Below are 23,641 nucleotides of genomic sequence, written 5' to 3' on the forward strand. Positions count from 1 at the left end.
CACCTAGTACTCCATCTTCTTTTAATTAATCACTAAATTTCACCATCCCCCCATACCACCCACTACTCTCCTCCAAAAACACCTTCGTCTCTCTACTATCCTTATAATAAGAATTCCAACCCCGCTCCCTCAAAATCCCCTTCCAACTATCACTCTCAACCATCTTTTTAATAACACGATCCCAATAAACAACCTCTTCCTCTGTCATATCTTTCGGTCCCATAATACCTTTCCAGTGCTGGAATACAACATCTATTCCTTGTTCTTTCCATGTTGGGATTTCTGGTAGTCGGTCTAGTCGTTTTGGTGCGGATACGGCTAGTATTTTTATTTTGCCGGCTTTGTATTGCTTTTCGGCTTCGGATAGGGTCATGGTTGCGGCTTCTATTTGTTTGTTCGTTAGGGCGTTTATGATTTTTTCTTTGTTTTCGTAGACGAAGAATTGTAGTTCGGCAGGGTTTATGCCGAATGCTTTGCTTACTTGTATGAATGATAGGTGATCGTCGTTTCCTAAGCCGGGGGCAACGCCGATTTTGAAGTTTTTCTTGTCTTGTTTTAGTTGTTCCATTAGTTCGTTTACGTTTTCTATGGTGCTGTCTTTTGCTACGACAACGACTTCCCAGTCCGATGCGAGTGTTGCGAGTGGTGTGAAGTCTTTATATTTTAATTTACTGTGGCCTAGTAGGTTGTTCGTTATGAGTAAGCTTGAGTTAATCGCCAGTACGTGACCGCCTTTTTGTTTCATATATTTCCATCCGACGTCACCGCTGCCACCTACTTTGTTTGTGACTTTGATTGGTTTTGTGAAGATTTTTTCTTCTGTTAGTGTTTTTTGCATTGCCCGCGCTGTTAAGTCCCATCCTGCTCCTGGAACGTTCGGCGCAACGATTTCTACTTCTTCTATGTTTAATGTATTCGTTTGAGTTTTTTCCGAGGAACAACCAGCTATTACTCCTGTCATGATCCATATACATAGTAATAATCGTTTTTTCATAGTCCTCGTCCTATTCGATATTTTCGTTCTGGTCGTCCGATAATGCCGTATGTGTACTCTACTGTGCATTCGTTTGTCGCTACTAAGTATTCTAAATATCTTCTTGCGGTTGTTCTGGAGGCCCCCATTTGTTCTCCCATTTCTTCTATTGTAATACCCTCTTCGAATCCTTTTATAATTCCTTTCACTTTTTGTAGTGTTAATGGATCCACACCTGTCGGTAAGTTTTTCATATCTTGTATTTGCGAAGTACCGAAGAAGTTATCGATGAGTGTTTGATTCACTTCATTGTTACTATGTAATAGTTGCTTCTTTCTTTTATAGTCTTCAATTGTGCGGACGAATTTTTCTAATGTGACCGGTTTTATAAGATAGTTGCTTACGCCGTTTCGAATTGCTTTTTCTAACATATGATTTTCATTCGCCGCAGTAACCATAATGACGTCAACGTTTGGAAAGTCAGCATGGATTTTCGGCAATAAGTCTGTACCAATTCCATCTGGTAAGTAATTATCTAATAGAAGTAAGTCGATTTCTTCCTTTTGTAGTAGTTCCATCGTTTCTTTCGCGTTCAATGCTTTTCCAATCACTTTTACATCCTTTATTTTTGATAAAAACTCTTCCTGAATTTGCGCGACGCGGAAATCATCTTCTGCAATTGCGACCTTCAACATATGCCCATCCCCCTGTTTGTTATGTACTTTCTCTCAATGTTTTCGGAAGGTAAATTGTAAAAATAGCTCCCCCATTTTTCTCGTTTTGAATTTCAATTGTCCCTTCTAGTACATCTACCATTTCTTTCACGTTTGCTAGTCCGTAACCACGATCATTTCCTTTCGTTGAAAATCCTTTTTGAAAAATGGTCGCGATTTTTTCTGCTGGTATCCCTGCTCCACTATCTATCACTTCAAACACAATATCGTGCCCAATATCCGTAACAAAGAAGGAAACATTCTTCTCCTCTTGCCCACTCACCGCATCAAACGCATTATCGATTATGTTTCCAAGTATCGTAATAAGGTGTGAAACTTTTATATGATCTGGTAACGGATGAAGCGCACTATCTCCTTCAATATGAAAATCAATTTTCTTTTCAGACGCTGTTGCGAGTTTTCCTAATAAAATAGCTTGTACTTTCGCATCGTGAATTTGATGGAATAAAATATGATTTTGGCTTTGATGAATATTAGATTCTTGCTGGATAAATTCAATTGCTTCTTTGTAATGCCCTAACTGCAATAAGCCAGATAAGACGAAAAGCTTATTTGTAAATTCATGCGTTTGAGCACGCAAGTCCTCTGAATACTTTCTTACCTCAGATATTGTGTTCACAAGGTTTTGCAGTTCTGTTTTATCTCTAAAACTACATACAACTCCTACCGTACTGTTGTTTTCAAGTATCGGTGTCATGTTTAAAATAAACACTTTATCTTGAAATGCAATTTCTTGATCATTTTCTAGTACTCTCTCCATATGAAATTCCGGTAAAACTTTGGAAATGTGCTGCTGCATATAATCGCCATTTACATGAAGCATTTCTTCTGCTGATGTGTTCATCATCGTAATAAAACCGTTTTGATCAATGGCGATAATCCCTTCTTTTATAGATAGTAGTATTGCACTTCGTTCCCTGTATAACGCTGCGATTTCATTCGGCTCTAAACCGAGTGTATCTTTACGAATGCTACGTGCTAAAAGAATGCCGCCAACAATTCCGGCTAATAAGACCGCTACGGAAAAGAGGATAATTTCTTTCGTTCTGCTCAGTATGTTAGATTCAATACCTTTTATTAAAAACTCTACCGTCACAACGCCTACAACTTGATCGTAGTCTCCGTTCTGAACAATAATCGGTGCTTTCGCCATTAAAGCTGGACCACTTGCACCATTTCCTTCGAGCGTATAATAACCACCAAAAGTGAGTGCTTCATAGTTATATGGATTGTTACTCTTTGTACCAATTAACTCCGAATTAGAATGCGAATACATAATCCCGTAACGATCTTCCACAATTACATAATCCGCACCAGCTTGCTCACGAACTTGTTCTGCAATGGATTGAATGGTACTTTTGTGCTCGTTATATTGAAAAGCATCTTTTATAGCTGGCATAAAAGAAAGAGATTTAGCTGTTTGCAGTGCTAGCTGCTCCACTTGGCGCTTCGTATCAACGGACTGAATGTAAACAAATATTCCTGCTAATAGGAGAACGACAAATAAAATTAACGTAATAATTAAGCTTACTATTTTCGTTTGCAATGACACTTTGCGTGATTTCTTCATATTCCATATCCTTTGATAAAATATTCAAAACTATCAATCTCCTTTTTCTATTATTATGACAAAACTGAAAATGAAGCAACTATTAAAAATATCCATGTACATAAAGTACAAAAAGAATAAAATTGTCATAATATTGAGATTTCAGACAAAGGACAGTACAATTCAACTACAATGAACACGCTTTCATATTATTTTTTATTTATAAGCAAGAGGAGGAATGATTATGGCTCAAGCAAAATCTAATCGAGTTGCCGGCAATATTTTCAAAGGTTCTGTCGGTAATTTAATTGAATGGTACGACTGGTACGTTTACTCTGCTTTCGCTGTTTATTTTTCAGCAGAGTTCTTTCCTAAAGGAGATCCAACGAGTCAGTTACTGAACACAGCAGCTATTTTCGCAGTTGGATTTTTAATGCGCCCTATCGGCAGTTTATTAATGGGGCGTTATGCGGATCGGCACGGACGCCGGGCAGCATTAACACTTTCGATTACGGTTATGGCGGGTGGTTCTTTAATTATCGCCTGTACACCTAGTTACGAAAGCATTGGGATTATGGCACCAATTATTTTAGTTCTTGCCCGTTTACTACAAGGATTATCACTTGGCGGAGAGTATGGAACTTCCGCAACATATTTATCTGAAATGGCTAGTAGTGGACGCCGCGGTTTTTATTCAAGTTTCCAATATGTAACGCTCGTTGCTGGACAAATGGTTGCGTTAGGCGTTCAAATTGTTCTTCAACAATTACTAAGCGAACCAGATATGAAAGCTTGGGGATGGCGCATTCCGTTCATTATTGGAGCGATGGGTGCAGTAGCTGTATTATGGCTTCGCCGCACGATGGATGAGTCGGAGCAATTCTCAAACATAAAATCACAAAAACGCGAAAGCGCAGGAACCATTAGCGCTCTTATGAAACATCCGAAAGCAGTATTAACAGTAGTCGGCCTAACTTTAGGAGGCACTGTCGCTTTCTATACGTACACAACATATTTACAAAAATTCATGGTAAACACAGTCGGTCTTCCGAAAGAAGTTGTAAGCTGGATTAACTTTGTTGCACTACTTATTTTCGTCGTACTTCAACCGATTGCGGGGCTACTATCTGATAAAATTGGACGCCGCCCACTATTAATGGCTTTCGGTATTCTCGGAACGTTACTAACAGCACCGATCTTCTTCTTCATGGAAAAAACGACAGAACCAATCGTAGCATTTTTACTCATGATGGTCGGTCTCATTATCGTTACTGGCTACACTTCCATTAACGCAATTGTAAAAGCAGAACTCTTCCCAACTGAAATTCGCGCACTTGGCGTAGGTTTACCATATGCACTAACAGTTGCGATATTCGGCGGAACAGCTGAGTTCATCGCATTATGGCTAAAGAGTATCGGAATGGAATCACTATTCTACTTCTACGTAGCTGGATGTATCGCGATCAGCTTTATTACGTATTGGCGTATGGATGAGTCATCGAAGACTTCGCAGATTGAGGCGGAGCTTGGTGGTGGGGATACACTAGCTAATAATAAGTCTAGTTAAAATTATGTATTCTAGTATCTTCGTTTATTTGAAAAAGCATAATTCACTAATATGCAATTTAAAAACCTCTACTTATATGTAGAGGTTTTTGTATGACGAAAAAACACGTAGTTCCATTGTTATTTTACAAACCCAGCTTCTGTTCGATATAGTGACAGCACATAATTTGAAGTTTAAATAACGATGTCTTGATAACCAACTTCTACAACTTGCTCATTTTCAAATTTTACCCCGACACCGTCCTCTTCCCAGGTACAATTGAATATTAATCCCACTCTTCTAATTCCATCTTCAAAATCTGGTAATATAATTAATCCAACAGGTTCCACCAATTTCCCTAGTTCTTGAATGGTTGTTATAATCGGCGCTATTTTATCAGCAGATTCATCACCTACCATATCTCTATATTCCATATATTCTTCTTCATAATACTCGAATATTGCTTGTTCAGCTTCTTTTGTAAGTTTGTTTATATCAGTAATGAACTTCCTATATGCTTCTTCTTGAACTTTAGGAATTAAATCATCTTCTTCTCCATCAATAGTTAAAGAAACTATTTTTTCCTGCCCAAAAATAGTTATCTTTTGTTGTCCGCTCCAATATAAATCGTGAACAATTTCACCAAATAATTCATGGTTTATTTTTTTCATAATTTTATTCTCCTGAATTTTTTCTCGATAACCAATTACGCCCATATTCCCCGAATAAAAAAACATAAACTCATGTTAAACTTTTCTTATTCTTTAGGAACACAGCTATTACATTTCCATTCTTATCAATAACTACTCTCAAATTGTTAATACGCCTTCAATTAGCTGTAGCACCAATAGATTCTTTGAAAGTTTGTTCGCAACAAATAGTATGATTATAAATTTTAAAAATAAATGTTATAGTCACCCAAAATAAAAAGCATGAGCTATCTAGCCCGCACTTAAGAAGAGTCTTAATTTAAATGTTTTTATAAAAATTAATTTTTTAATTGTTATTTTTATACATTTTTTTTGCGCTTGTCCCCATATCTCAATTAAATCTCTAAGTTCAGTTGTTTCTATTTTACATATATTAGGATCATGATTAGAATATAAATCGACTAGTAGAGTTTCTTCTTTTTTCACTTGAACTGCACATAGATTACCTTGAAATTCATTATATTCTTTTATATTGTTTAATACTTCATCGATTTGTTGTAACCACCATTTAATGGGAATCCCTTGGATATCATCTTCTAAAAATGTGGCTACAATTTCTATTTCTTTAGGTAATTCTATTTTTAAAGAATCTTCATCTTCATATTTTGTTATTTTATAATCATATTTCATTTTTGGCACCTCACCATCTTTAGTACTTTGGATAAACAGTTATAATTTTATCATTAATAAGAACAAATCTAGGATGACCTATAGCATACTTAATATTTTCTTTTGTTACTGTATCATCTAGTGAATTGAATCCTTCTACAATCCCTCCGATAACTTGCCCAGAACCAACATAAAGACCGCCTATTACGGGCGGTCGATTTTTTTATTAAGTGTTTTTTAATGCTTGTTTTAGCGTTCTAACTGTTTGTTCAAGCCATTCTAATGGTGTTATTTCTAATCCTTCAAAATATATCCCATCTGTAGAAAACTGTATGTACTCATTTTTTTCTTTATCACTATAATCACTTTGAATAAATTCAGTTAGAAAAATAATAGCGTCTTGTAAATATTCCGTACTTTCTTCTTCAAGTAACTCTTGGAGTGCTTCTTCGTAAAATGTATCTTGATGAAATGTTGCTGCTAAGAACTGATAAACCGGATCTTCTGGATTTTTTTTAATAGCATATATTTCTTTCCTCTTATTTTGTGCTTGTCTCCAAACCTCAATTAAATTTCTAAGTTCATAAGAAGCAAATAAATTATTAAAGGATTGTAACCCCTACTATAAGAAATACTATTATTACCAAAGGAAGAATGATAATCATAAAGGACACTATTATTGTTAATAATGCTTTCCATGCTGAAAATTGGTGTGCTTCTCCTAAACATTTTAAGGAAATAATGATTGTCCAAATTCCAATAACTACATCAATTATGGCAAAAATAATAAACAAAATCGTTAAAGTTATGCTACTATCCATTTTCGGTGTCTCACTCGTAAAGTTTTCTATCCCAAACAAGAAAAATGAAGGCAACCAAACTAATATAAGAGAATAAACGTAAGGGATATAAGAATAGGCAACCGAGTAACGTGTTTTTTCAAAGGTACCTTGTCCACCAAGTTTTTTTGCCACCCAATTAAATAACGCTGGTAGCAAAAAATAATAAGTTAAGAAAACAACGAAAGTACCGAATATAACTATTGAGATTATTGAAAATGGACTACTTATTGAATCCGCCACATTTTTAGAAGATGCTCGATCTAAAGTCTGTACGAAGGAGCCTAATAAAATGAGCAAAAACACATTCTTAGGTTTGGATATAAAAATTTCTTTCATTGTATCACGTGGTTTTGTCCAAATGGAGAACCAAGGATTAAGTGCACGTTTAAATTGATTTTCTGGAGTTTCCATAAAAAAACATTCCCCTTTCTTAAAACATATCAAATACAAATTCCTAATTATCCCAGTTATGTACATAGAAATATTAAAGCATAAATAGTCGATTATTTAAATATAAATATTCAATCATTTAATTTCATCTGAAACTTAGGGGGAGTGCTTCTTAGCAATTACCTCTATATTGTCTTGCATTTTTAACTATGGGCTGAGTAGTTACTTTCATTTTTGAGTACCTCACATTCTTTAATACATTGGATAAACAGTTATAATTTTATCATCCTATTAAAGAAGGGTTATTTTTAACGCTTCCTCCAGCATTGTATTAAAATCATTATATGTGTTCATTACCGTACCTGATGGTTTATCAAGTTCTAAATAAGTACCGTCTGATAAGCTTTTACAAAACCACGCAATATTTGAATCGCCAAAGAAAAGATACTCTTTTTGAAATTCATTTTCATACCAAATCTCATTGGTTTCTATAAAGCCGCAAATTGATTCGTCCCTTTCTGTATCTAACAAATAAGAGTCAACTCCATAAAGTACTAGCCCGTTAAAATCTAATCCATTTACAGTTTTAAGAAACTCCTCATATTCACTCGGTAGGCCAACATTAAAACTCTCTTTCATGCGTTCTCTTAATTTCTGAACTTCACTATCCGTTGCGGGTGTATTCAGTTTATCATTAAAACTTTTCTCTATTTTTTCAATTTCTAAAATTAGATTTTTCCACATATAAAAAAACTTCTTTCTAAGAGTATTTATTCTCCTCTAGGATAGGTATTATATTTGGGTATAGACCAAGTTATATCTGCACTATCTCCATCTTGTAAGTATCTAGTTAATGTAAACCATTGCTTCAACTTCTATCAGTTATTTTAAGGACTTTCTTTTACATGTCCGCTTTTGAATCCCATACCTCTACAAATTCAAAGCCTTTTAAATCACTCTCTAAAACTACATTTCTAAATTCGTCAGACACTAAAACAGTAGAGGAGTGTAATCTTTGATTTAAATAGGTTTTAAATATTATCTGCCCTTCAACTATATTAGGCAAAAATGCGTATTTTTCGAAACCTATTATTAATCCTGTACTTAGTTTTTCAAAAACTGCTTTATTGTAGTCAATTGCATCAATTGTATTTAAAACGTTTATTAGGTAATAAACTTCACCTGTAACATCATGGGTTAGCGGAAGGAACTCAACATTATTACAAATTAGAGGTTCTAATACCTCCTTTGCTTTTCTACTAACCATTGGCGTGCCAAGTTCCCCCCAGAACATAGGACAATCACTATGGTTATCTCCTTCTACACATTCAACAAGAATTTCTCCCCATGAATCAGATAGCTTTATTGCCAAATCAATTTTTTCATCGAAATATTTTTTACGGTCTTCTTTCAAATTTAATAGTTGAAAAGATTTATAGTTATCAAATAAACTTTTTAATTGCCAAATTTTCATTTTTACTCTCCTTTGTTATTTTTCTATCCTTCCTTTATCTAAATGTAATTCTATATTCATGATGTTGCTTCTCCCTTTTCTTTTCCGTAGTCTTTACTGACTATAGGAGAACCGTGATTATATACTGAATATTCAATACATAATCTTTAAAAGGTTTCATGTGTTCTCCCTCCATCTTCTATATGCTTCCTTAAATAATAATACCTATGGAATTCCATAATGAAATGAAACAACATAAACGAAAGCATGGAGTATACACACATTAATACAATCGCTACCATCTTTTGTGTTGCAAAACCAAGACTGATATTAGCAATGAGTTGACCCAATCCTACAAAAGCCAATACTCCGAAACCAGAATTTTTTTTCGATGACTTTGATTTTTTGATTGGTCCCTGAAGTTTTTTTATATGATTTTTATAATAATAATTCAAAGCAAAAATATACAAACCAACCGAAAAAATAAAATAGATTGGAGTTTGTAATCCTAACATTCCATATGCAAACTTTTGGGTTATAACTAATAATCCTACTGAACATACGATGCCAAATACCCCGCGAAATAGAGTGTATTGTAATTGCCGTTCCCGAGGATTTATAACAATCCATATTGCCCATACATTTAAAAAAGCAACTGGTGGAACTATTATGTACATATATATCGGTTGAACAGGATTCGCGAAAGCAGGCAAAAGCACAAATATATCTGCTATTCCAATAACAAGAGTAATTATAGTTGATCTTATATCATTTACAGCATAAAGAGCCATATAATGTGCAAAAGCTTTCTTATTAAAATCTAGACTTTTTTTCATGTTAATTAAACCACCCCGCTACTGTTCCAATCGGTAAAAGTTTCATAGCTATTTATTCTATTTTTTCTTAAATTTATCCATAATATTATGAGCAACTATATTCCATAGTAAAGAAAGTACGGTAACAAAAAGTACAGCTAAAGAAAAATAAATCCTATCCTTCCATGTATCATGTACAATCACGCCCAATATAATCATTATTAACGCACCAACACATATAACTATTTTTGAAAATTTTTGCATTCTATTACCTCGCTTCCTTCTCAAACTAAAATGCCCCCCACCCCGCCATAACCGTTAGGTGCGGTTGTGGAAAACCCTGATTCTTCACCTGCGCGGAATCTATAACCATACCTACCTATTATAATCTCACCTTTGACACTTGTATCATAATCACCTAATACAGCTATATAATCAGGTCTCTTAATTTTAGTAAGTTCCGCTTCATATGTTTGCAATACTATCAACATTTCAAATGTCCTTTATAGATTCCTTATCTAATTTTTAACAATAAATCCAAACTATGTATTTAAAAAAGTAAAAGCGGACTCATAAGAGTCAACTTTTACTTTTTATTTTTTAATATATCTTATGAAAGATTTAAAATTAATTCTGCTAAACTATCAAAAATAACTTCGAAGCTTTTGCTTTCATAATCTTCTAATTTCACTTGTCCATTTTCATTATCTACAACTACCAAGAGACCATTAAATTCCATACCAATAGGAATATTATTCAGTTGATTATTATGTGCGCCTTGGTATCCTTGTAAAGATACATAAAAATCATGCAGTTCAATTCCTGGTATAACAGGATTTAATTCAAAATCATAACCTAAATAATTGCCTCCTAAGTCTAAAAACCAATAAGAGTTATAATATTCTTTAATTGAATTATGTAATTGTATCCCCAAATCTTTTTCTATATTAGAAAAATCATGAATTATATTTTTCTCTAAAGGTTTCCAGAATACGTACCCCTCTGTATCTGGTTCTCCTTCATAGATAAAAGCCTCTGCTTCTTCTATCCATAAAGATTTTGGCAATGAATTATTACAATCTTGCCACTCTCTAATTATTTTATCAAAACAATTTTTCATTTCATTTTTCATTTTTTATTTACCACCTAATGTATGATGTTCAATAAATTTCTGAAGCATTTCTACATATTCTGCATCTTTTTCCCCATGCTCCAATCGCTTTTTCTGCGTTATGAATCCCTTCAAAACCAGGATGTAGTCGCAGCGAAACACCAACAGCTTGATCACCACCAATATGGTGATGAACTAATTTAGTTCCACGTAATCCGGTAAAATCATATTGTGGAAATTCCCCTCTAAATCCTTAATGATTTATTCATATTTTGAATTCCCCTATCACATAAGTAATATCATTTCTTATTAAATTTACTGTGTATCAGTTCAAAGAATTTATTTGCACCAAGTGAAACTGCGCCAATAATAAGAACACCAATAATAAAATAAATCTTTTTAAATAAGTTGTAAGGAGATAAAATAGCAACTACAAGAAGTATTATAATTGCAACGAATGCAACTAATTTTCCAACTTTAAATGCTTGCATATCAGCTTTCCTCCTTCTGGATAAAAACAGCCAATATAGTCATACATCACAGGTTCTTTAACCATAAGTTTTTGTTTCCTTCCATAAATCACAATACTTAACATTCAATAAACCTCTTTAAAAGGTTTCATGTGTTCTACCCCCATCTTCTATATGCTTCCTTAAATAATAATACCTATGGAGTTCCATAATGAAATGAAACAACATAAACGAAAGCATGGAGTATACACACATTAATACAATTGCTACCATCTTTTGTGTTGCAAAACCAAGACTGATATTAGCAACGAGTTGACCCAACCCTATAAAAGCAACTACTCCAAAACCAGCGTTTTTTTTCGATGACTTTGATTTTTGGATTGGTTCCTGAAGTTTTTTTATATGATTTTTATAATAATAATTCAAAGCAAAAATATACAAACCCACTGAAAAAACAAAATAGATTGGAGTTTGTAATCCTAACATTCCATATGCAAACTTTTGGGTTATAACTAATAATCCTACTGAACATACGATGCCAAATACCCCACGAAATAAAGTATATTGTAATTGCCGCTTCCTAGGATTTATAACAATCCATATTGCCCATACATTTAAAAAAGCAACTGGTGGAACTATTATGTACATATATATCGGTTGAACAGGATTCGCAAAAGCAGGCAAAAGCACAAATATATCTGCTATCCCAATAACAAGAGTAATTATAGTCGATCTTATATCATTTACAGCGTAAAGAGCCATATAATATTCAAAAGCTTTTTTATTAAAATCTGTATTTTTTTTCATGTTAATTAAACCACCCTGCTACTGTTGACCAAGTTTTTTTCCTTTCCCCTTCAATACATAATGAGTAAAGTATGCATTGGTTAATTTCACTAAACATATTATAAGATTTTATTATGAATTTTCAAACATTTAATCTTTCTATTGAATGTTAGCATATAATCAATTCTAATCATGAAACATTCTACCTTTTATAATGATTTTGGGTAAGTTATAAATAGTCTCTACCTATTAATATTGTATAATTCAATAAATTTATTAAGACTGTCTTCTAATCTCTTAATTGTGTTTGGATACTTTTTTGAATAACCCTCACACATTTTTTTTAAATAATGATAAAGTGTTTGATAATCAATTATTACCTCATCACCACTATATAATGCAAATTCTACACCTTCAAATGAATCTCCATTGGCAATATCATACTCATCCAAATCTCCTGGAAAAGTACATGCGCCATATTCCTCTCCAAATCCTACTCCTTCACAGACTGAATTGATTACCTTTAAAAATCTTTCATCATCTACCATATTAAACACTGCTTGTATAGGAAAATGAGTTAAATCTAGTAAATCCTCATCTTTTAATCTAAATTCTCTTTGCATACATATCTCTCCTCGTATATCTTTAATTTATTCTGGAAAAAAAGAGAGATTTCTCCATCTTTATGGTATCTTCTCCAAGTTATCTCTTTACTGTCAACACCTGTCCATTCTCTTGAAAGAACCCCATCACTAGTTTTTAATTTAGCATCATTAGCTGCTTCAATTCCACGGTTAATAAATTCCTTATCACTTATAATTTTAGGATCATAAATGTTTTTTGTGAATACTTTATTTCCATACTCTCCTGTACCATATTTAACTTAGGCATATTGTATTCTACTGTTTTTACACCTGGAATTTTTGAAGGTGATTCACTGACTATTTTTATATCGTTTTTAAAGAACTCTTCACTGTTGTGTGCTCCACCAATACCTCTCCTTCTTGGAACAGAGGGGTCTATGTTTTTAATATGATTTTCTAATTTAGGAGTCGTTTTAAAGGTATTATCGACTTCTTTTTTCTTCGCTTTAAACTTTCAAGTGATTTAATGATGAATGTTTTTGATACTTTTTACCTATTTCTGAATCTGTAAAATCTAAATAACCTTTTTGAGTTACCTCTACACTAGAATGACCGAAAATACGTGATAACGAGGCCCATTCTCCACCATTTAGAGTCTGATCATAGCTTTTCAGCGTTTTAGTCGATAAGTTTTTACTTGAACAGTACAGCATAAAATTACCTAGCTATAATTCAAATTCAGTCAAAACAAAAAACACCGCCTCTCATTAGTTTGATTTACAAACCAATAAAAACTTCCTCTTAACTGTGGGATACATATTAAAAAGACTTATGCGTAATTCACATAAGTCTTACTTTTCTTACTCATAATTAATTATTATTTGTCTTCGCAATCACATAAGCTAGAAAACAATTCTTAAAATGATGAACCAATAATGCACTACTCTAAAAAAATAGAATTGATATCTATTAAATATAATAATCGGGATTTTCTTCCATTTTTATTAAAAATCCTTCTAAAGAATCCTCTATTTTCGTTGAACCATAATATATAGGACATTGACCTAATTCATTTTCCTGCTTAAATTTAATTGTTAAAAAGCTAATCTCTGATACTTCAAAAAATACTAGTGATTCTTCATCATCGACATCGTCGAAATTAGGATTATATTCATAAATATCTTGTCTTAAACGAAAATCTGCAACAGAAAATGGGTCCATGAATCTGTTAATAAGAGTCTTATTAGTCTTTAAAAATCCATAGCCAATTTCCTCATAGAAACGTTTTAATTCTTTTGGAAATTGCATTTTCAACAAATCTTCTGCTTCTGCTATCTCTTCTTTTGGTAAAGGATAAAAAATAGGTGTTTGATTAGATTTAATACTCTCGTCTGCTACAATGTGTTTCTTCAAAAAATTAAACATGTTTTAATTACCTCCTTATTACAGAAGGGCTGTCTTCAATGCTTCCTCAAGCATTGTATTGAAATCATTATATGTGTTCATCACTGTGCCAGATGGTTTATCGAGTTCTAGATAAGTACTGTCTGATAAGCTTTTACAAAACCACGCAATATTTGAATCGCCAAAGAAAAGATACTCTTTTTGAAATTCATTTTCATACCAAATCTCATTGGTGTCTATAAAGCCGCAAATATGTTCATCTTTTTTTGCTTCTAGTAAAGAAGAATCAACTCCGTAAAGTACCAGTCCATCAAAGTCTAAACCATTTACAGTTTTAAGAAACTCTTCGTATTCCCTCGGTAAATCAACATTAAATTTCTCTTTTACATGTTCTCTTAATTTCTGAACTTCGCTATCTGTTGCTGGTGTACTCAGTTTATCATTAAAACTTTTCCCTATTTTTTCAATTTCTAAAATCAGATTTTTCCACATATATATTTCACCATTGCTTCAGCTTGAATCTGTTCAAAAATTTCTTTCTCATTTCCCTCATAATTGTCTAACATTCTTAGGATTTCTGAAACTTTTGTGTCCATGCTGTTAACTCCTATCAGTTATTTTAAGGACTTTCTTTTACATGTCCGCTTTTGAATCCCATACCTCTACAAATTCAAAGCCTTTTAAATCACTCTCTAAAACTACATTTCTAAATTCGTCAGACACTAAAACAGTAGAGGAGTGTAATCTTTGATTTAAATAGGTTTTAAATATTATCTGCCCTTCAACTATATTAGGCAAAAATGCGTATTTTTCGAAACCTATTATTAATCCTGTACTTAGTTTTTCAAAAACTGCTTTATTGTAGTCAATTGCATCAATTGTATTTAAAACGTTTATTAGGTAATAAACTTCACCTGTAACATCATGGATTAGCGGAAGGAACTCAACGTTATTACAAATTAGAGGTTCTAATACCTCTTTTGCTTTTCTACTAACCATTGGCGTGCCAAGTTCCCCCCAGAACATAGGACAATCACTATGGTTATCTCCTTCTACACATTCAACAAGAATTTCTCCCCATGAATCAGATAGCTTTATTGCCAAATCAATTTTTTCATCGAAATATTTTTTACGGTCTTCTTTCAAATTTAATAGTTGAAAAGATTTATAGTTATCAAATAAACTTTTTAATTGCCAAATTTTCATACCTTTTACTCCTTTATAATTCAATTAGTAAAATAATTAAGATTATTTAGGTTGATTTAGTTTTAAACTACCGTCCAATAACCTTTCTCTTATATTCTGCAAAGCTGCAACTGCATCTGCTTGATTACCCCCAAAGCGTTTAACTTCGCTTAATACTCTGTATACTTCTCTTATATACTCTGGACTATGATTACCTATATGTAATGCTTCAGTAGTTACATAATCGTTCACTTTATATGGTAAAAATACCCCATTAGCAGCAGAATCATGATGTATTCCAAACTCTTCTAATAGTTCTTGTACCTGTGCCGCCCTTTTATCATTCCAAGGTCCTATGTGATGTGCCGCATTAGGATATGGCGGTGGTTCAATTCCTGCTTCTTTAAGTTCTGCACGTAACTTTTGAGATGCTGTATACGAATCGGGATAATCATTTTTTACATCTACTCTATCAAGAACTTTATCTGCATAATCCTTTATTACTTCTTGAACATCTTTGACCCTACTTCTTCCACCAGTTTTGGAAAACATAAATGTATCACGGGCTTCTTGTAACATTTCAGAAGCTTTTCTCTTTGCACTTCCAAAGCCACTAGCACCTGCGAATGCAAAGCGTTCTGTCAACGGTAATTTATTCGCAACAGAAGAGATTCCTGTAGAAAACTTTGCTAGATTTACACCTTCACCGAGTGTAGTTACTTTTCCTACATTGCTTATCCCTTTATCCCCAATCCATCCTAACCCAAATTCCATAAAAATACTTGTTCCCCATTTTGTACGACTTTCCGCATCACCATGCCAAACATCATTCATAAATGAATCCGAAAAAGTATTACACATAGTATATGCCGTCTCTAAGGGATGACCTATAGCATACTTAATATTTTCTTTTGTTACTGTATCGTCTAGTGAATTGAATCCTTCTACAATCCCTCCGATAACTTGCCCAGAACCAACGTATATACCATCCCAAATTTTTCTGAGCATAGATTTTTCAGTGGGGGTATCATACATTGTACCTTCTTCGATATTATCATCTGATAAATTATTATTTACAAAATTGTTCGCTTCGCGTGCCTTAGCTTCTGTCATTTTTTGAATTGAAGTCGTCCACTCCATATTCAACCCTTGTGTACTAAATGTACCACTTGCAGGACTAAAGCCTTTTCCACTTTGAACCTCCGCCAAACCCGTCGCAATACTAGCGGCTAGTTGGAGTGCCGTATCATAATTACTACTAGAAGTATAATTAAATTCATATAGATGTTCTAATTTTTCTTGCAGTTTTTGCCTCATGACAGTAAAAAGATTTACCATAGCGTCCATACCTGGGATTGGCATAGTTTGATTGAGTGCTTCTGTACTTGCTATCATTCGGTCAATTTCTCGAATTTGTTCTAACACTTCTTGTTCAATAACATCAGCCTGAGCTACCTGTGATTGAAATTGACTTGGAAAAGCATCGTTCTGACGGATTAGTTCTTCACATAAGTAAATAATTCCTTGCGCTAAAGGACGAAAGGTTTGTACAAAAAATGCTTTTGCACTACTATATGTTTGCCCTTGTAGAACAGTATCAATTGCAAAAGCGTCAATCGACTGAATCGCTTGTTCCATACCTTGAATGGTAGCAGTACATACAGCATTCATGCTTTGAGTTTGGCTTTGTACTTCTCCTAAATACATATTTAAACTCATGCATTGACCTCCCTTGCTAATTGTTGTTGTTGATAGGAAAGGTCGTTTTCTAAATCACTAAGGTTTCGTCTTTCTTTAAGCAACGTTTCTTTTTTGTTTTCCAATTCAAATGTGACTTTTCTTTCAATATGTTGTGCCTCTTGATATGTATTCATAAAAAACTGAGACATTTCTCTATCACCATGCCAAGTTCCTAAAATACGATCACACAAACGATGGTTTTGATTCTTCCATACATGAAAATCTTCTTCTACTTTTTCCTGTTTTTGAATCGCAGATTGATTTCGGTCCTGTTCTTCAAATACACTTCGTAACTTTAGATTTAACTCTTTAATTTGATTTTCAATATCCCGATCCATCTTTTTCCTCCTACTATTTTACTTTACGTAGGTTGTCACATTAGCGAAAAGTGTTGTGAAGTTCGTTATCCATTCTCTCAAATTCATTAGATACTGAATGAATATTATCAACCGCTTGTTGAAAGGCAGCGGAAAATTGTTTCGTCAAGTCTAAAACTTGCTGATTCGCTTCTTGTGCTTTGAAGTTAACAGATAATGTTGTACGCGTCGCCTTTGTTATGGAACGACTTGTTGCACTTTGAATCCTATCAGAGGCTGATCCCATTTTCGTAGCAATTTGCGTTGCTGTTTGTAAATTACTTTGAAATAGTCCCATTCTTTCAAACCCTTTCTATAAGTTTTCCAAATGCATCAAAGAAATCTCATTAAATATATATCCCTATCAATATCACTCGCTCTAGGCACGCAATCAAATGAGCCATACACTATAAGCTGTATGGCTCATTTGAAATGCTTGTTATATAGAGTATGACAATTTTTATTTCAAACCGAAATTACGTGATAATTCTTCATCATGAGAAGCAACAGCTTCTGCAGTTTTATTAAGCTGCATATTAATTTCTTGTAATAGCTGTGCGAAGTTTTGTACTTTTGGCTTTAATTCATTGAACTGTTGATCAAAACCTTCGAAAGCACGACCTTCCCATTCTCCTCTTAATTCATTTTGTAAGTTTTGTAATTGACTTAAAATATCCTCAATTTGATTTGCACCTTGTCCATATCGAGCCGCTTTCGATTTAAGCTCCTCTGGTGACATACGAATTTGTCCAGCCATTTTCATTTCCCCTTTAATACATAATGAGCAAAATATAAATTGGTTAATTTTACTAAATATATTATAAAGTATTATTTTGAACTTTTAAACGTTTTATCTTTCTGTTGAATATTAGAATATTAATATTCAATTCTAATCATTAAACATTATACTTTTTCTTGCTTTACAAGATTTTATGCAGAAAAGGCCACCAAAAGGCAGTCCCTCAAAACTCAATCCTATCTCCATCAACTTAAAAATTTAATAGTGTCCTCATAACAAAATTCTGTGTTAACTTATAACAAAAAAAGAGGAGCCATCTCCTCTTCATAAATAAACACTATTTAATTTGTTCCTTATACTCATGGTTAACAACTACATACCATTTTCCTGTATCAAATTTTTCTTTATTAATCACGTAAACTTTACTTTCTCTCATTACCTCCCCTGGTTTTAATCCCTTAGTAAGAGTAGAGGTCTCGCCTTTTTCAACCGCATAAGTACTAGCTGCCAACACATCACTTTGGTAAGCATTATCATTTTCATCCACTAAATCCACTGATGGTAAAACGGCTAATTTCATCGGTTCGTTTGTGATGTTTTTCCCTTCTGCTTCTACAACAATAAAGACATGCCCATCTTCAGGTTTTTGGAATCCTATACTTTCTTTACCAACCTTATCTCTTTCTACAACTCTTTTTACAGTTACATCAAATTTAGGTGTATGAAAATCCTTGTTTACAGCATACTCTTTTTCTTTTATTTTTGATTTCTCTTTTGTTTGTTCTGTATTTTTCTGCTTTGTATTCTCTTTCGTTTTCGCCTCATCAGTTGTTTGCACTTTCTTTTCTTCTTGTTTAGAATTGGTTTCTTTAGATTCTGAAGAAGTTTTGTCGGATGTATTGCCGCAACCAGATAAATTGAATACTAAAGCGCCACCTAAAATACATGTAGTAAATTTTTTCAACATCTCTTTTTATCCCCCAATAACACGATATGTAAATTCCTTACTTATCATAGCAAAAAATACCATCTTAAATTGTTGCATCTTGTCGAATGATTAAGAATAATCCAGTTACTCCACGTCCTCTTTTATTATAAAGTTAAATATAAGTCTATATTGGGGTAGCATCAACATAGACTTATATGCTCTATAAAACCTGCTATAATAGGTTTTTACACCATTAGCGTACAATTTTTGACTTTCGGTAATGTGACCATTTGAAGGATAATTGAAATATTAAGAACAACTAATAGAGGTGTTTGCGTGGAATTATTTGAGTATTATAAAAAAAGAGGGAAGTTTAAGTGTTTAATTGGAACTGGGCTTTTTCTTTATGGATTAATTGGTATGTATAATACTTGGGGTAATATTAATTGGGGACCAGTAATCTTAATTATTATAGCTTCTCTTGTATTTTTTAGTATTGGATTTTGGCAATTAAGAAAAGGAAATTTACTAGAAAAAAATATAGTTAAAAATGATTTAACATTTTGGGATATTGATACTTATGTTTTGTTAGAATTACCCGGCAATAATAAACATTTAGGTTTATATACTCCTGATGGAAGATATGTAGCAGGAACAAAGATGATTTCTTCAACATTACCTATTTTAAAAAATAAAGAAGTTTTTGGATTGGAAGCAAGTGATGGAGAAATTCTTGCATATTTTCAAAGTGAAGTTGAAAATTATGATTGGGCTATTTATGATTCAAATTATAATTGTGTAGGTATGTTTAAAGAAAATATGATACAAGGATTTGGAATGGTACGTGGTTCTTTGATGAATGAAAAAGAGATAAAAATTTCTGAGATAGAAGTGGAATTTGATTTTTTCGAAACGTCTTTTCATACAATGGATGATCGTATATTAATAAACTGCAAGAGGGGATATATGCCTTTAGAATGGAATGAAAGATTTAGCTTAAATGTACCGATTATTAAATTAGGTAATAATATTTCTAATGCTGAAAAAATATTTGGTTTAGGTATTCTTCTTTATATTTTAGAAACAATTAAAGTAAGAAAAAGTAGGATTTTTAATGATTAGAATTAAATATTTATATTACAAAATTTATTGAATCTTTTATTAGGGATTACATCGCCGAAAGTACAATGTTGTATATTTTAGAATTATTTTACGTTTACTTCTTGAAATTGATGAGCATTTGTTATGCGAGAACCAACTGGAAACGGAAACGGCAAGCGAGTATACTTCGCTTGCCGTTTTTTCATAGCTTCGTATGTATTTGAATGCCTTTCGCTTTCTCTTCTTCACCCTTCACGCGTACAATTAAATCATATGATCCGGGTTTTGGCGCTTCAAAAGAAAGCAAACCTTCTTTTTGAGAAGTAACTTCTTCTTCATAAATGACCTTATCATCTTTTGTGACTTGCAATAAAATCGTACCTTCTTCAACTGCTGCCTCATAAGGAATTTCCACATTTCCTTTTTCAGCTTTAAGCGTTTGTACATCGTAATACCCCTGCAAAGAACCAATTGTTAAAGTCGTTTCGCCATTTTTTTGAACCTTTGTGACTTTTGTTGCTGTGTTACATGCGCTTAACAATACAACAAGAGTGAAAATGAGAAATGAGCGAAGTAATTTCATAGAGAGTCCCCTTCCTTTAAATATATTAAGGATAAAATATACAATCTAACATATCATTACAATTATAGTTGAAAAATAAGGAAAATTATATGACAAGAGATGCAAATATAAACAATCACTGACCATTAATCTACAACCAATCCCACACCCCAATAGAAAAAAAAAAGCACCAGGTCCCCCCGATGCTTTCTCCTCTAAAACAAATGACAAGCCACTTGATGCCCTTTTGCAATCTCCACCATTTTCGGTACTTCCTGCGCGCATTTTTCAGTGGCGAATTTGCAGCGCGTTCTGAATTTGCAGCCGGATGGTGAGTTGAGCGGGCTTGGAACTTCGCCCTCTAGGATGATTCGTTCTTTGCCTGCGTTTGTTGGATCTGGTTCTGGCATGGATGAGAGTAGTGCTTGTGTGTATGGATGTGCCGGTTTTGTGTATAGGTCTTCGCTGTCGGCAATTTCTACTATGTTTCCTAGATACATGACTCCGATTCGGTCTGATATGTGTCGCACCATAGATAGGTCATGTGCGATGAATAAGTATGTGACGCCTGTTTCTTCTTGGATGTCTTGCAGCATGTTTACGACTTGTGCTTGGACTGAGACATCGAGTGCTGAGATTGGTTCGTCACATAGGATGAAGTCAGGTTTTACAGATAGTGCGCGCGCGATGCTGATGCGCTGTCTTTGGCCTCCGCTAAATTCGTGCGGGTAGCGATATAGGTGTTCTTCTTTTAGTCCAACTTTTTTGAGTAGGTCTAGAATGATTTCTTTTCTTTCTTCGGCTGTGTAAGAGCCATGAATGTTCATCGGTTCGCTAATAATTTGGAATACGTTCATTGCCGGGTTTAATGATGCGTATGGATCTTGGAAAATGATTTGCATTCGTTTTCGATATTCTTTTAGTTCACTTTCTTTTAAATTCGCAATATCTTGTCCGTCGAATAAAATGTTCCCTGAAGTAACGTCGTGTAAGCGAATGATGCTTCTTCCTGTCGTTGATTTTCCGCAGCCAGATTCCCCTACTAGCCCGAATGTTTCACCCTTTTTTATTGTGAAGCTTAAGTCGTCTACTGCTTTTAATTGCTCTGTTTTTCTGCCGAATAGTCCTTTTTTAATAGGAAAATACTTTTTTAAGCTCCGTACTTCAATTAAGTTTTCTTCACGCATGGGAAACACCTACTTTTTCATCGTTTAACCAGCACATAGAGCGTCTTTCGTTCCCGATTTCAAAATATGGCGGACGTTCTGTTTCACAAATGTCCATCTTATGCGGACAACGCTCTGCGAATGGGCAACCTTTCGGCGGATGTAGTAAGTTTGGCGTTACACCTTGAATTGGCGCGAGTCTTTCTTTCACGCCGTTCGATATTTTCGGCAAGGAGTTTAATAACCCTTTCGTATATGGATGGTTCGGCGATTGGAAAATATTCAGTACAGGTCCTTCTTCCATAATAAGCCCGCCGTACATTACAATCACTCGCGTACAGTTTTGCGCGACGATTCCAAGGTCATGCGTGATGAGCAATAACGACATATTCGTTTCGTTTTTTAAGTTTTTCATTAAGTCTAGTATTTGCGCTTGTATCGTTACATCAAGTGCTGTCGTCGGTTCGTCCGCAATGAGAAGGTCTGGATTACAAGACATCGCCATTGCGATCATCACCCGCTGTTTCATTCCGCCGCTTAGCTCATGCGGATATTGTTTTACCCTTTCTTCCGGTGAAGAAAGACCGACTTGTTTTAACAAGTTAACCGCGATGCGCTCTGCTTCTTTCTTTTTCACTTTTTGATGCCTTATAATGACTTCTGTCATTTGTTTTCCAATTTTCACAACTGGGTTTAATGCCGACATCGGATCTTGGGAGATAAGTGAAATTTGATTTCCTCTAATAGAGCGTAATTCTTTTTCTGATTTAGAAAGTACGTTTTCATTTTGAAAAAGAATCTCTCCTTCTTTCACTTTCCCCGGAGACGTAACGAGAGCCATAACGGATTTTGCCATAACGCTCTTTCCACTTCCAGATTCGCCAACAATCCCAACGACTTCTCCTTTTTTCAAACTAAATGAAACGCCGCGAACAGCTTCTACTTCGCCGCCCTCTATGAAAAAAGAAGTCTTTAAGTTTTTTACTTCTAATAGTTTTTCAGACACGCTTTTCACTCCCCCTCACTTAAAGCATTAGTTCTCATGATGAGCCCCTTTTGGTGCGAAAGCTTTTTTCAACGCTTCACCGATCACGTTAAAACTTAGTACTGTTAATAGAATAAGGAACCCTGGGAAGAGTGTTAAATACCAAGCTTCACCGATATATCCTTGCGCATTATTTAGCATGCTACCCCAAGAAGAATCTGGTTCTCTAATACCTAATCCTAAGAAGCTAAGTGATGATTCCATTAAAATAGATGTCGCAATTGTTAATGTCGCGGCAATTATAATGGTCGATAAAATGTTTGGAATGATATGTCTTACAATAATCATAAATGACTTTTGCCCTGACACTTTTGCATATAACACGTATTCACGCTCTTTTACCGATAACGTTTCTGCCCTTACGATACGCGCGGTGTCCATCCATGTCAGTAATCCAATAATAAGAACAAGCGTTGTAATTCCTGGTTTTAAATACGCATTTAATAACAGCATTAAAAAGAATGATGGAATCGACATTAACACTTCAACAATTCGCATTAAGAAGTTGTCTAACTTTCCGCCAAAATATCCACTAATTGTTCCGACTGCGGTCCCGATTGTAATAGAAACAACCATCGCTAGAAAACCAACCGCAAGCGACACTCTTCCTCCATATAATGCTCTCGTTAAGTAATCCCTTCCGTAATCATCCGTGCCGAAAGGATGACTCATACCCGGTTCTTGTAAACGATCTGGAATCGACATTTTGCTAGGATCGTATGGTGATACGAATGCAAAAATTGATGCGATCGTTAAAACCGAAAGTATAATAACTCCCATTACTACAAACTTATTTTTTGTAAAACTACTTTTTATCGTTTGAAATCTCCTATTATTCATTCC

Annotated in this window: 27 protein-coding genes and 6 pseudogenes; 2 read left to right on the forward strand and 31 right to left on the reverse strand. The window is 34.1% G+C overall.

The window, feature by feature from the left end; translation table 11 throughout:
* Positions 1-25 precede the first annotated feature (25 nt).
* From EUC40_RS21215 to EUC40_RS21225, 3 genes are read right to left on the reverse strand one after another with little or no spacing between them, the layout of a single operon-like run.
* Complete coding sequence (locus EUC40_RS21215) at positions 26-994, reverse strand: tripartite tricarboxylate transporter substrate binding protein (RefSeq protein ID WP_156576514.1); 969 nt, start codon at positions 992-994, stop codon at positions 26-28.
* Positions 991-1,668 carry a response regulator gene (locus EUC40_RS21220; protein ID WP_078206476.1) on the reverse strand — a complete coding sequence of 226 codons (678 nt, stop codon included), beginning with the start codon at positions 1,666-1,668 and terminating at the stop codon, positions 991-993. The genes EUC40_RS21215 and EUC40_RS21220 overlap by 4 nt, the downstream gene beginning before the upstream one ends.
* A 19-nt stretch (positions 1,669-1,687) precedes the next feature.
* Positions 1,688-3,277: an ATP-binding protein gene (locus EUC40_RS21225; RefSeq protein ID WP_156576515.1), complete on the reverse strand. Its 1,590-nt coding sequence runs from the start codon at positions 3,275-3,277 to the stop codon at positions 1,688-1,690.
* A 223-nt stretch (positions 3,278-3,500) separates the two neighbouring features.
* On the opposite strand from EUC40_RS21225, the gene EUC40_RS21230 reads away from it, so the two are divergent.
* Entirely contained in the window at positions 3,501-4,823 is a 1,323-nt protein-coding gene (locus EUC40_RS21230) for an MFS transporter (protein WP_000035835.1), read from the forward strand.
* A 173-nt stretch (positions 4,824-4,996) separates the two neighbouring features.
* On the opposite strand, the gene EUC40_RS21235 is transcribed toward EUC40_RS21230, so the two are convergent.
* The 24 genes and pseudogenes from EUC40_RS21235 to EUC40_RS21325 form a co-directional block, all read right to left on the reverse strand.
* Positions 4,997-5,473 (reverse strand): DUF6985 domain-containing protein, encoded by a 477-nt coding sequence (locus tag EUC40_RS21235; RefSeq protein ID WP_156576516.1) that lies wholly within the window; start codon positions 5,471-5,473, stop codon positions 4,997-4,999.
* Positions 5,474-5,798: 325 nt separating this feature from the next.
* Positions 5,799-6,142: pseudogene (locus EUC40_RS21240) on the reverse strand (hypothetical protein).
* 70 nt (positions 6,143-6,212) lie between these two features.
* Positions 6,213-6,320: pseudogene (locus tag EUC40_RS27545) on the reverse strand (WXG100 family type VII secretion target); the annotation flags it as partial.
* 27 nt (positions 6,321-6,347) lie between these two features.
* Positions 6,348-6,641 (reverse strand): contact-dependent growth inhibition system immunity protein, encoded by a 294-nt coding sequence (locus tag EUC40_RS27350; protein WP_244322208.1) that lies wholly within the window; start codon positions 6,639-6,641, stop codon positions 6,348-6,350.
* Between the two features lie 82 nt (positions 6,642-6,723).
* Complete coding sequence (locus EUC40_RS21245) at positions 6,724-7,374, reverse strand: Yip1 family protein (RefSeq protein WP_156576517.1); 651 nt, start codon at positions 7,372-7,374, stop codon at positions 6,724-6,726.
* A gap of 270 nt (positions 7,375-7,644) precedes the next feature.
* Positions 7,645-8,097 (reverse strand): YrhA family protein, encoded by a 453-nt coding sequence (locus tag EUC40_RS21250; protein WP_156576518.1) that lies wholly within the window; start codon positions 8,095-8,097, stop codon positions 7,645-7,647.
* Positions 8,098-8,254: 157 nt separating this feature from the next.
* Positions 8,255-8,827 carry an imm11 family protein gene (locus EUC40_RS21255; RefSeq protein ID WP_156576519.1) on the reverse strand — a complete coding sequence of 191 codons (573 nt, stop codon included), beginning with the start codon at positions 8,825-8,827 and terminating at the stop codon, positions 8,255-8,257.
* Positions 8,828-8,973: 146 nt separating this feature from the next.
* Positions 8,974-9,642: a hypothetical protein gene (locus tag EUC40_RS21260; protein WP_156576520.1), complete on the reverse strand. Its 669-nt coding sequence runs from the start codon at positions 9,640-9,642 to the stop codon at positions 8,974-8,976.
* A 589-nt stretch (positions 9,643-10,231) separates the two neighbouring features.
* On the reverse strand, positions 10,232-10,753 hold the full coding sequence (locus EUC40_RS21265) for a SecY-interacting protein Syd (protein WP_156576521.1): 522 nt from the start codon (positions 10,751-10,753) through the stop codon (positions 10,232-10,234).
* Positions 10,754-10,781: 28 nt separating this feature from the next.
* Positions 10,782-10,922: pseudogene (locus tag EUC40_RS27355) on the reverse strand (hypothetical protein); the annotation flags it as partial.
* A gap of 109 nt (positions 10,923-11,031) precedes the next feature.
* On the reverse strand, positions 11,032-11,223 hold the full coding sequence (locus tag EUC40_RS21270) for a hypothetical protein (protein ID WP_156576522.1): 192 nt from the start codon (positions 11,221-11,223) through the stop codon (positions 11,032-11,034).
* An 11-nt stretch (positions 11,224-11,234) separates the two neighbouring features.
* Positions 11,235-11,318, reverse strand: a pseudogene (locus EUC40_RS21275) (DUF4176 domain-containing protein); the annotation flags it as partial.
* 22 nt (positions 11,319-11,340) lie between these two features.
* Positions 11,341-12,009 (reverse strand): hypothetical protein, encoded by a 669-nt coding sequence (locus tag EUC40_RS21280; protein WP_156576523.1) that lies wholly within the window; start codon positions 12,007-12,009, stop codon positions 11,341-11,343.
* A gap of 221 nt (positions 12,010-12,230) precedes the next feature.
* On the reverse strand, positions 12,231-12,611 hold the full coding sequence (gene cdiI, locus EUC40_RS21285) for a ribonuclease toxin immunity protein CdiI (RefSeq protein WP_156576524.1): 381 nt from the start codon (positions 12,609-12,611) through the stop codon (positions 12,231-12,233).
* Positions 12,612-13,078: 467 nt separating this feature from the next.
* A pseudogene (locus EUC40_RS27360) lies at positions 13,079-13,225 on the reverse strand (integrase); the annotation flags it as partial.
* Between the two features lie 316 nt (positions 13,226-13,541).
* Positions 13,542-13,997: an SMI1/KNR4 family protein gene (locus EUC40_RS21290; protein WP_156576525.1), complete on the reverse strand. Its 456-nt coding sequence runs from the start codon at positions 13,995-13,997 to the stop codon at positions 13,542-13,544.
* 18 nt (positions 13,998-14,015) lie between these two features.
* Entirely contained in the window at positions 14,016-14,468 is a 453-nt protein-coding gene (locus EUC40_RS21295; protein WP_156576526.1) for a YrhA family protein, read from the reverse strand.
* 141 nt (positions 14,469-14,609) lie between these two features.
* Complete coding sequence (locus EUC40_RS21300; protein ID WP_156576527.1) at positions 14,610-15,182, reverse strand: imm11 family protein; 573 nt, start codon at positions 15,180-15,182, stop codon at positions 14,610-14,612.
* Between the two features lie 42 nt (positions 15,183-15,224).
* A complete protein-coding gene (locus tag EUC40_RS21305; protein WP_156576528.1) occupies positions 15,225-16,880 on the reverse strand; it encodes an AHH domain-containing protein in 1,656 nt (551 codons plus the stop codon).
* Positions 16,877-17,239, reverse strand: coding sequence for a DUF3958 family protein (locus EUC40_RS21310; protein WP_156576529.1), 363 nt, complete (start codon positions 17,237-17,239; stop codon positions 16,877-16,879). Before EUC40_RS21310 ends, EUC40_RS21305 begins: the two co-directional genes overlap by 4 nt.
* A gap of 40 nt (positions 17,240-17,279) precedes the next feature.
* Positions 17,280-17,555, reverse strand: a complete 276-nt coding sequence (locus EUC40_RS21315; RefSeq protein WP_156576530.1) for a TIGR04197 family type VII secretion effector — start codon at positions 17,553-17,555, stop codon at positions 17,280-17,282.
* A gap of 162 nt (positions 17,556-17,717) precedes the next feature.
* Positions 17,718-18,014, reverse strand: coding sequence for a WXG100 family type VII secretion target (locus EUC40_RS21320; protein ID WP_000918588.1), 297 nt, complete (start codon positions 18,012-18,014; stop codon positions 17,718-17,720).
* Between the two features lie 132 nt (positions 18,015-18,146).
* Positions 18,147-18,236, reverse strand: a pseudogene (locus EUC40_RS27645) (ornithine cyclodeaminase); the annotation flags it as partial.
* Positions 18,237-18,333: 97 nt separating this feature from the next.
* Positions 18,334-18,963 carry a hypothetical protein gene (locus EUC40_RS21325; RefSeq protein ID WP_156576531.1) on the reverse strand — a complete coding sequence of 210 codons (630 nt, stop codon included), beginning with the start codon at positions 18,961-18,963 and terminating at the stop codon, positions 18,334-18,336.
* Between the two features lie 297 nt (positions 18,964-19,260).
* Between EUC40_RS21325 and EUC40_RS21330 the strand changes: the two genes are divergently transcribed.
* Positions 19,261-20,046: an ABC transporter ATP-binding protein gene (locus EUC40_RS21330; protein WP_071710756.1), complete on the forward strand. Its 786-nt coding sequence runs from the start codon at positions 19,261-19,263 to the stop codon at positions 20,044-20,046.
* Between the two features lie 181 nt (positions 20,047-20,227).
* Here EUC40_RS21330 and EUC40_RS21335 read toward each other — a convergent pair whose 3' ends face one another.
* From EUC40_RS21335 to EUC40_RS21350, 4 genes are all read right to left on the reverse strand, one after another.
* Complete coding sequence (locus EUC40_RS21335; RefSeq protein ID WP_000771852.1) at positions 20,228-20,608, reverse strand: BA_1872 family lipoprotein; 381 nt, start codon at positions 20,606-20,608, stop codon at positions 20,228-20,230.
* A 194-nt stretch (positions 20,609-20,802) separates the two neighbouring features.
* The gene (locus EUC40_RS21340; protein WP_156576532.1) at positions 20,803-21,774 is read right to left on the reverse strand and encodes an ABC transporter ATP-binding protein; all 972 of its coding nucleotides are present in this window, start codon (positions 21,772-21,774) and stop codon (positions 20,803-20,805) included.
* Positions 21,767-22,759, reverse strand: coding sequence for an ABC transporter ATP-binding protein (locus EUC40_RS21345; RefSeq protein ID WP_156576533.1), 993 nt, complete (start codon positions 22,757-22,759; stop codon positions 21,767-21,769). The genes EUC40_RS21340 and EUC40_RS21345 overlap by 8 nt, the downstream gene beginning before the upstream one ends.
* Before the next feature lie 27 nt (positions 22,760-22,786).
* The gene (locus EUC40_RS21350) at positions 22,787-23,638 is read right to left on the reverse strand and encodes an ABC transporter permease (RefSeq protein WP_071710759.1); all 852 of its coding nucleotides are present in this window, start codon (positions 23,636-23,638) and stop codon (positions 22,787-22,789) included.
* Between the last annotated feature and the right edge of the window lie 3 nt (positions 23,639-23,641).

Source organism: Bacillus luti (assembly GCF_009739945.1).
GTDB lineage: Bacteria > Bacillota > Bacilli > Bacillales > Bacillaceae_G > Bacillus_A > Bacillus_A luti.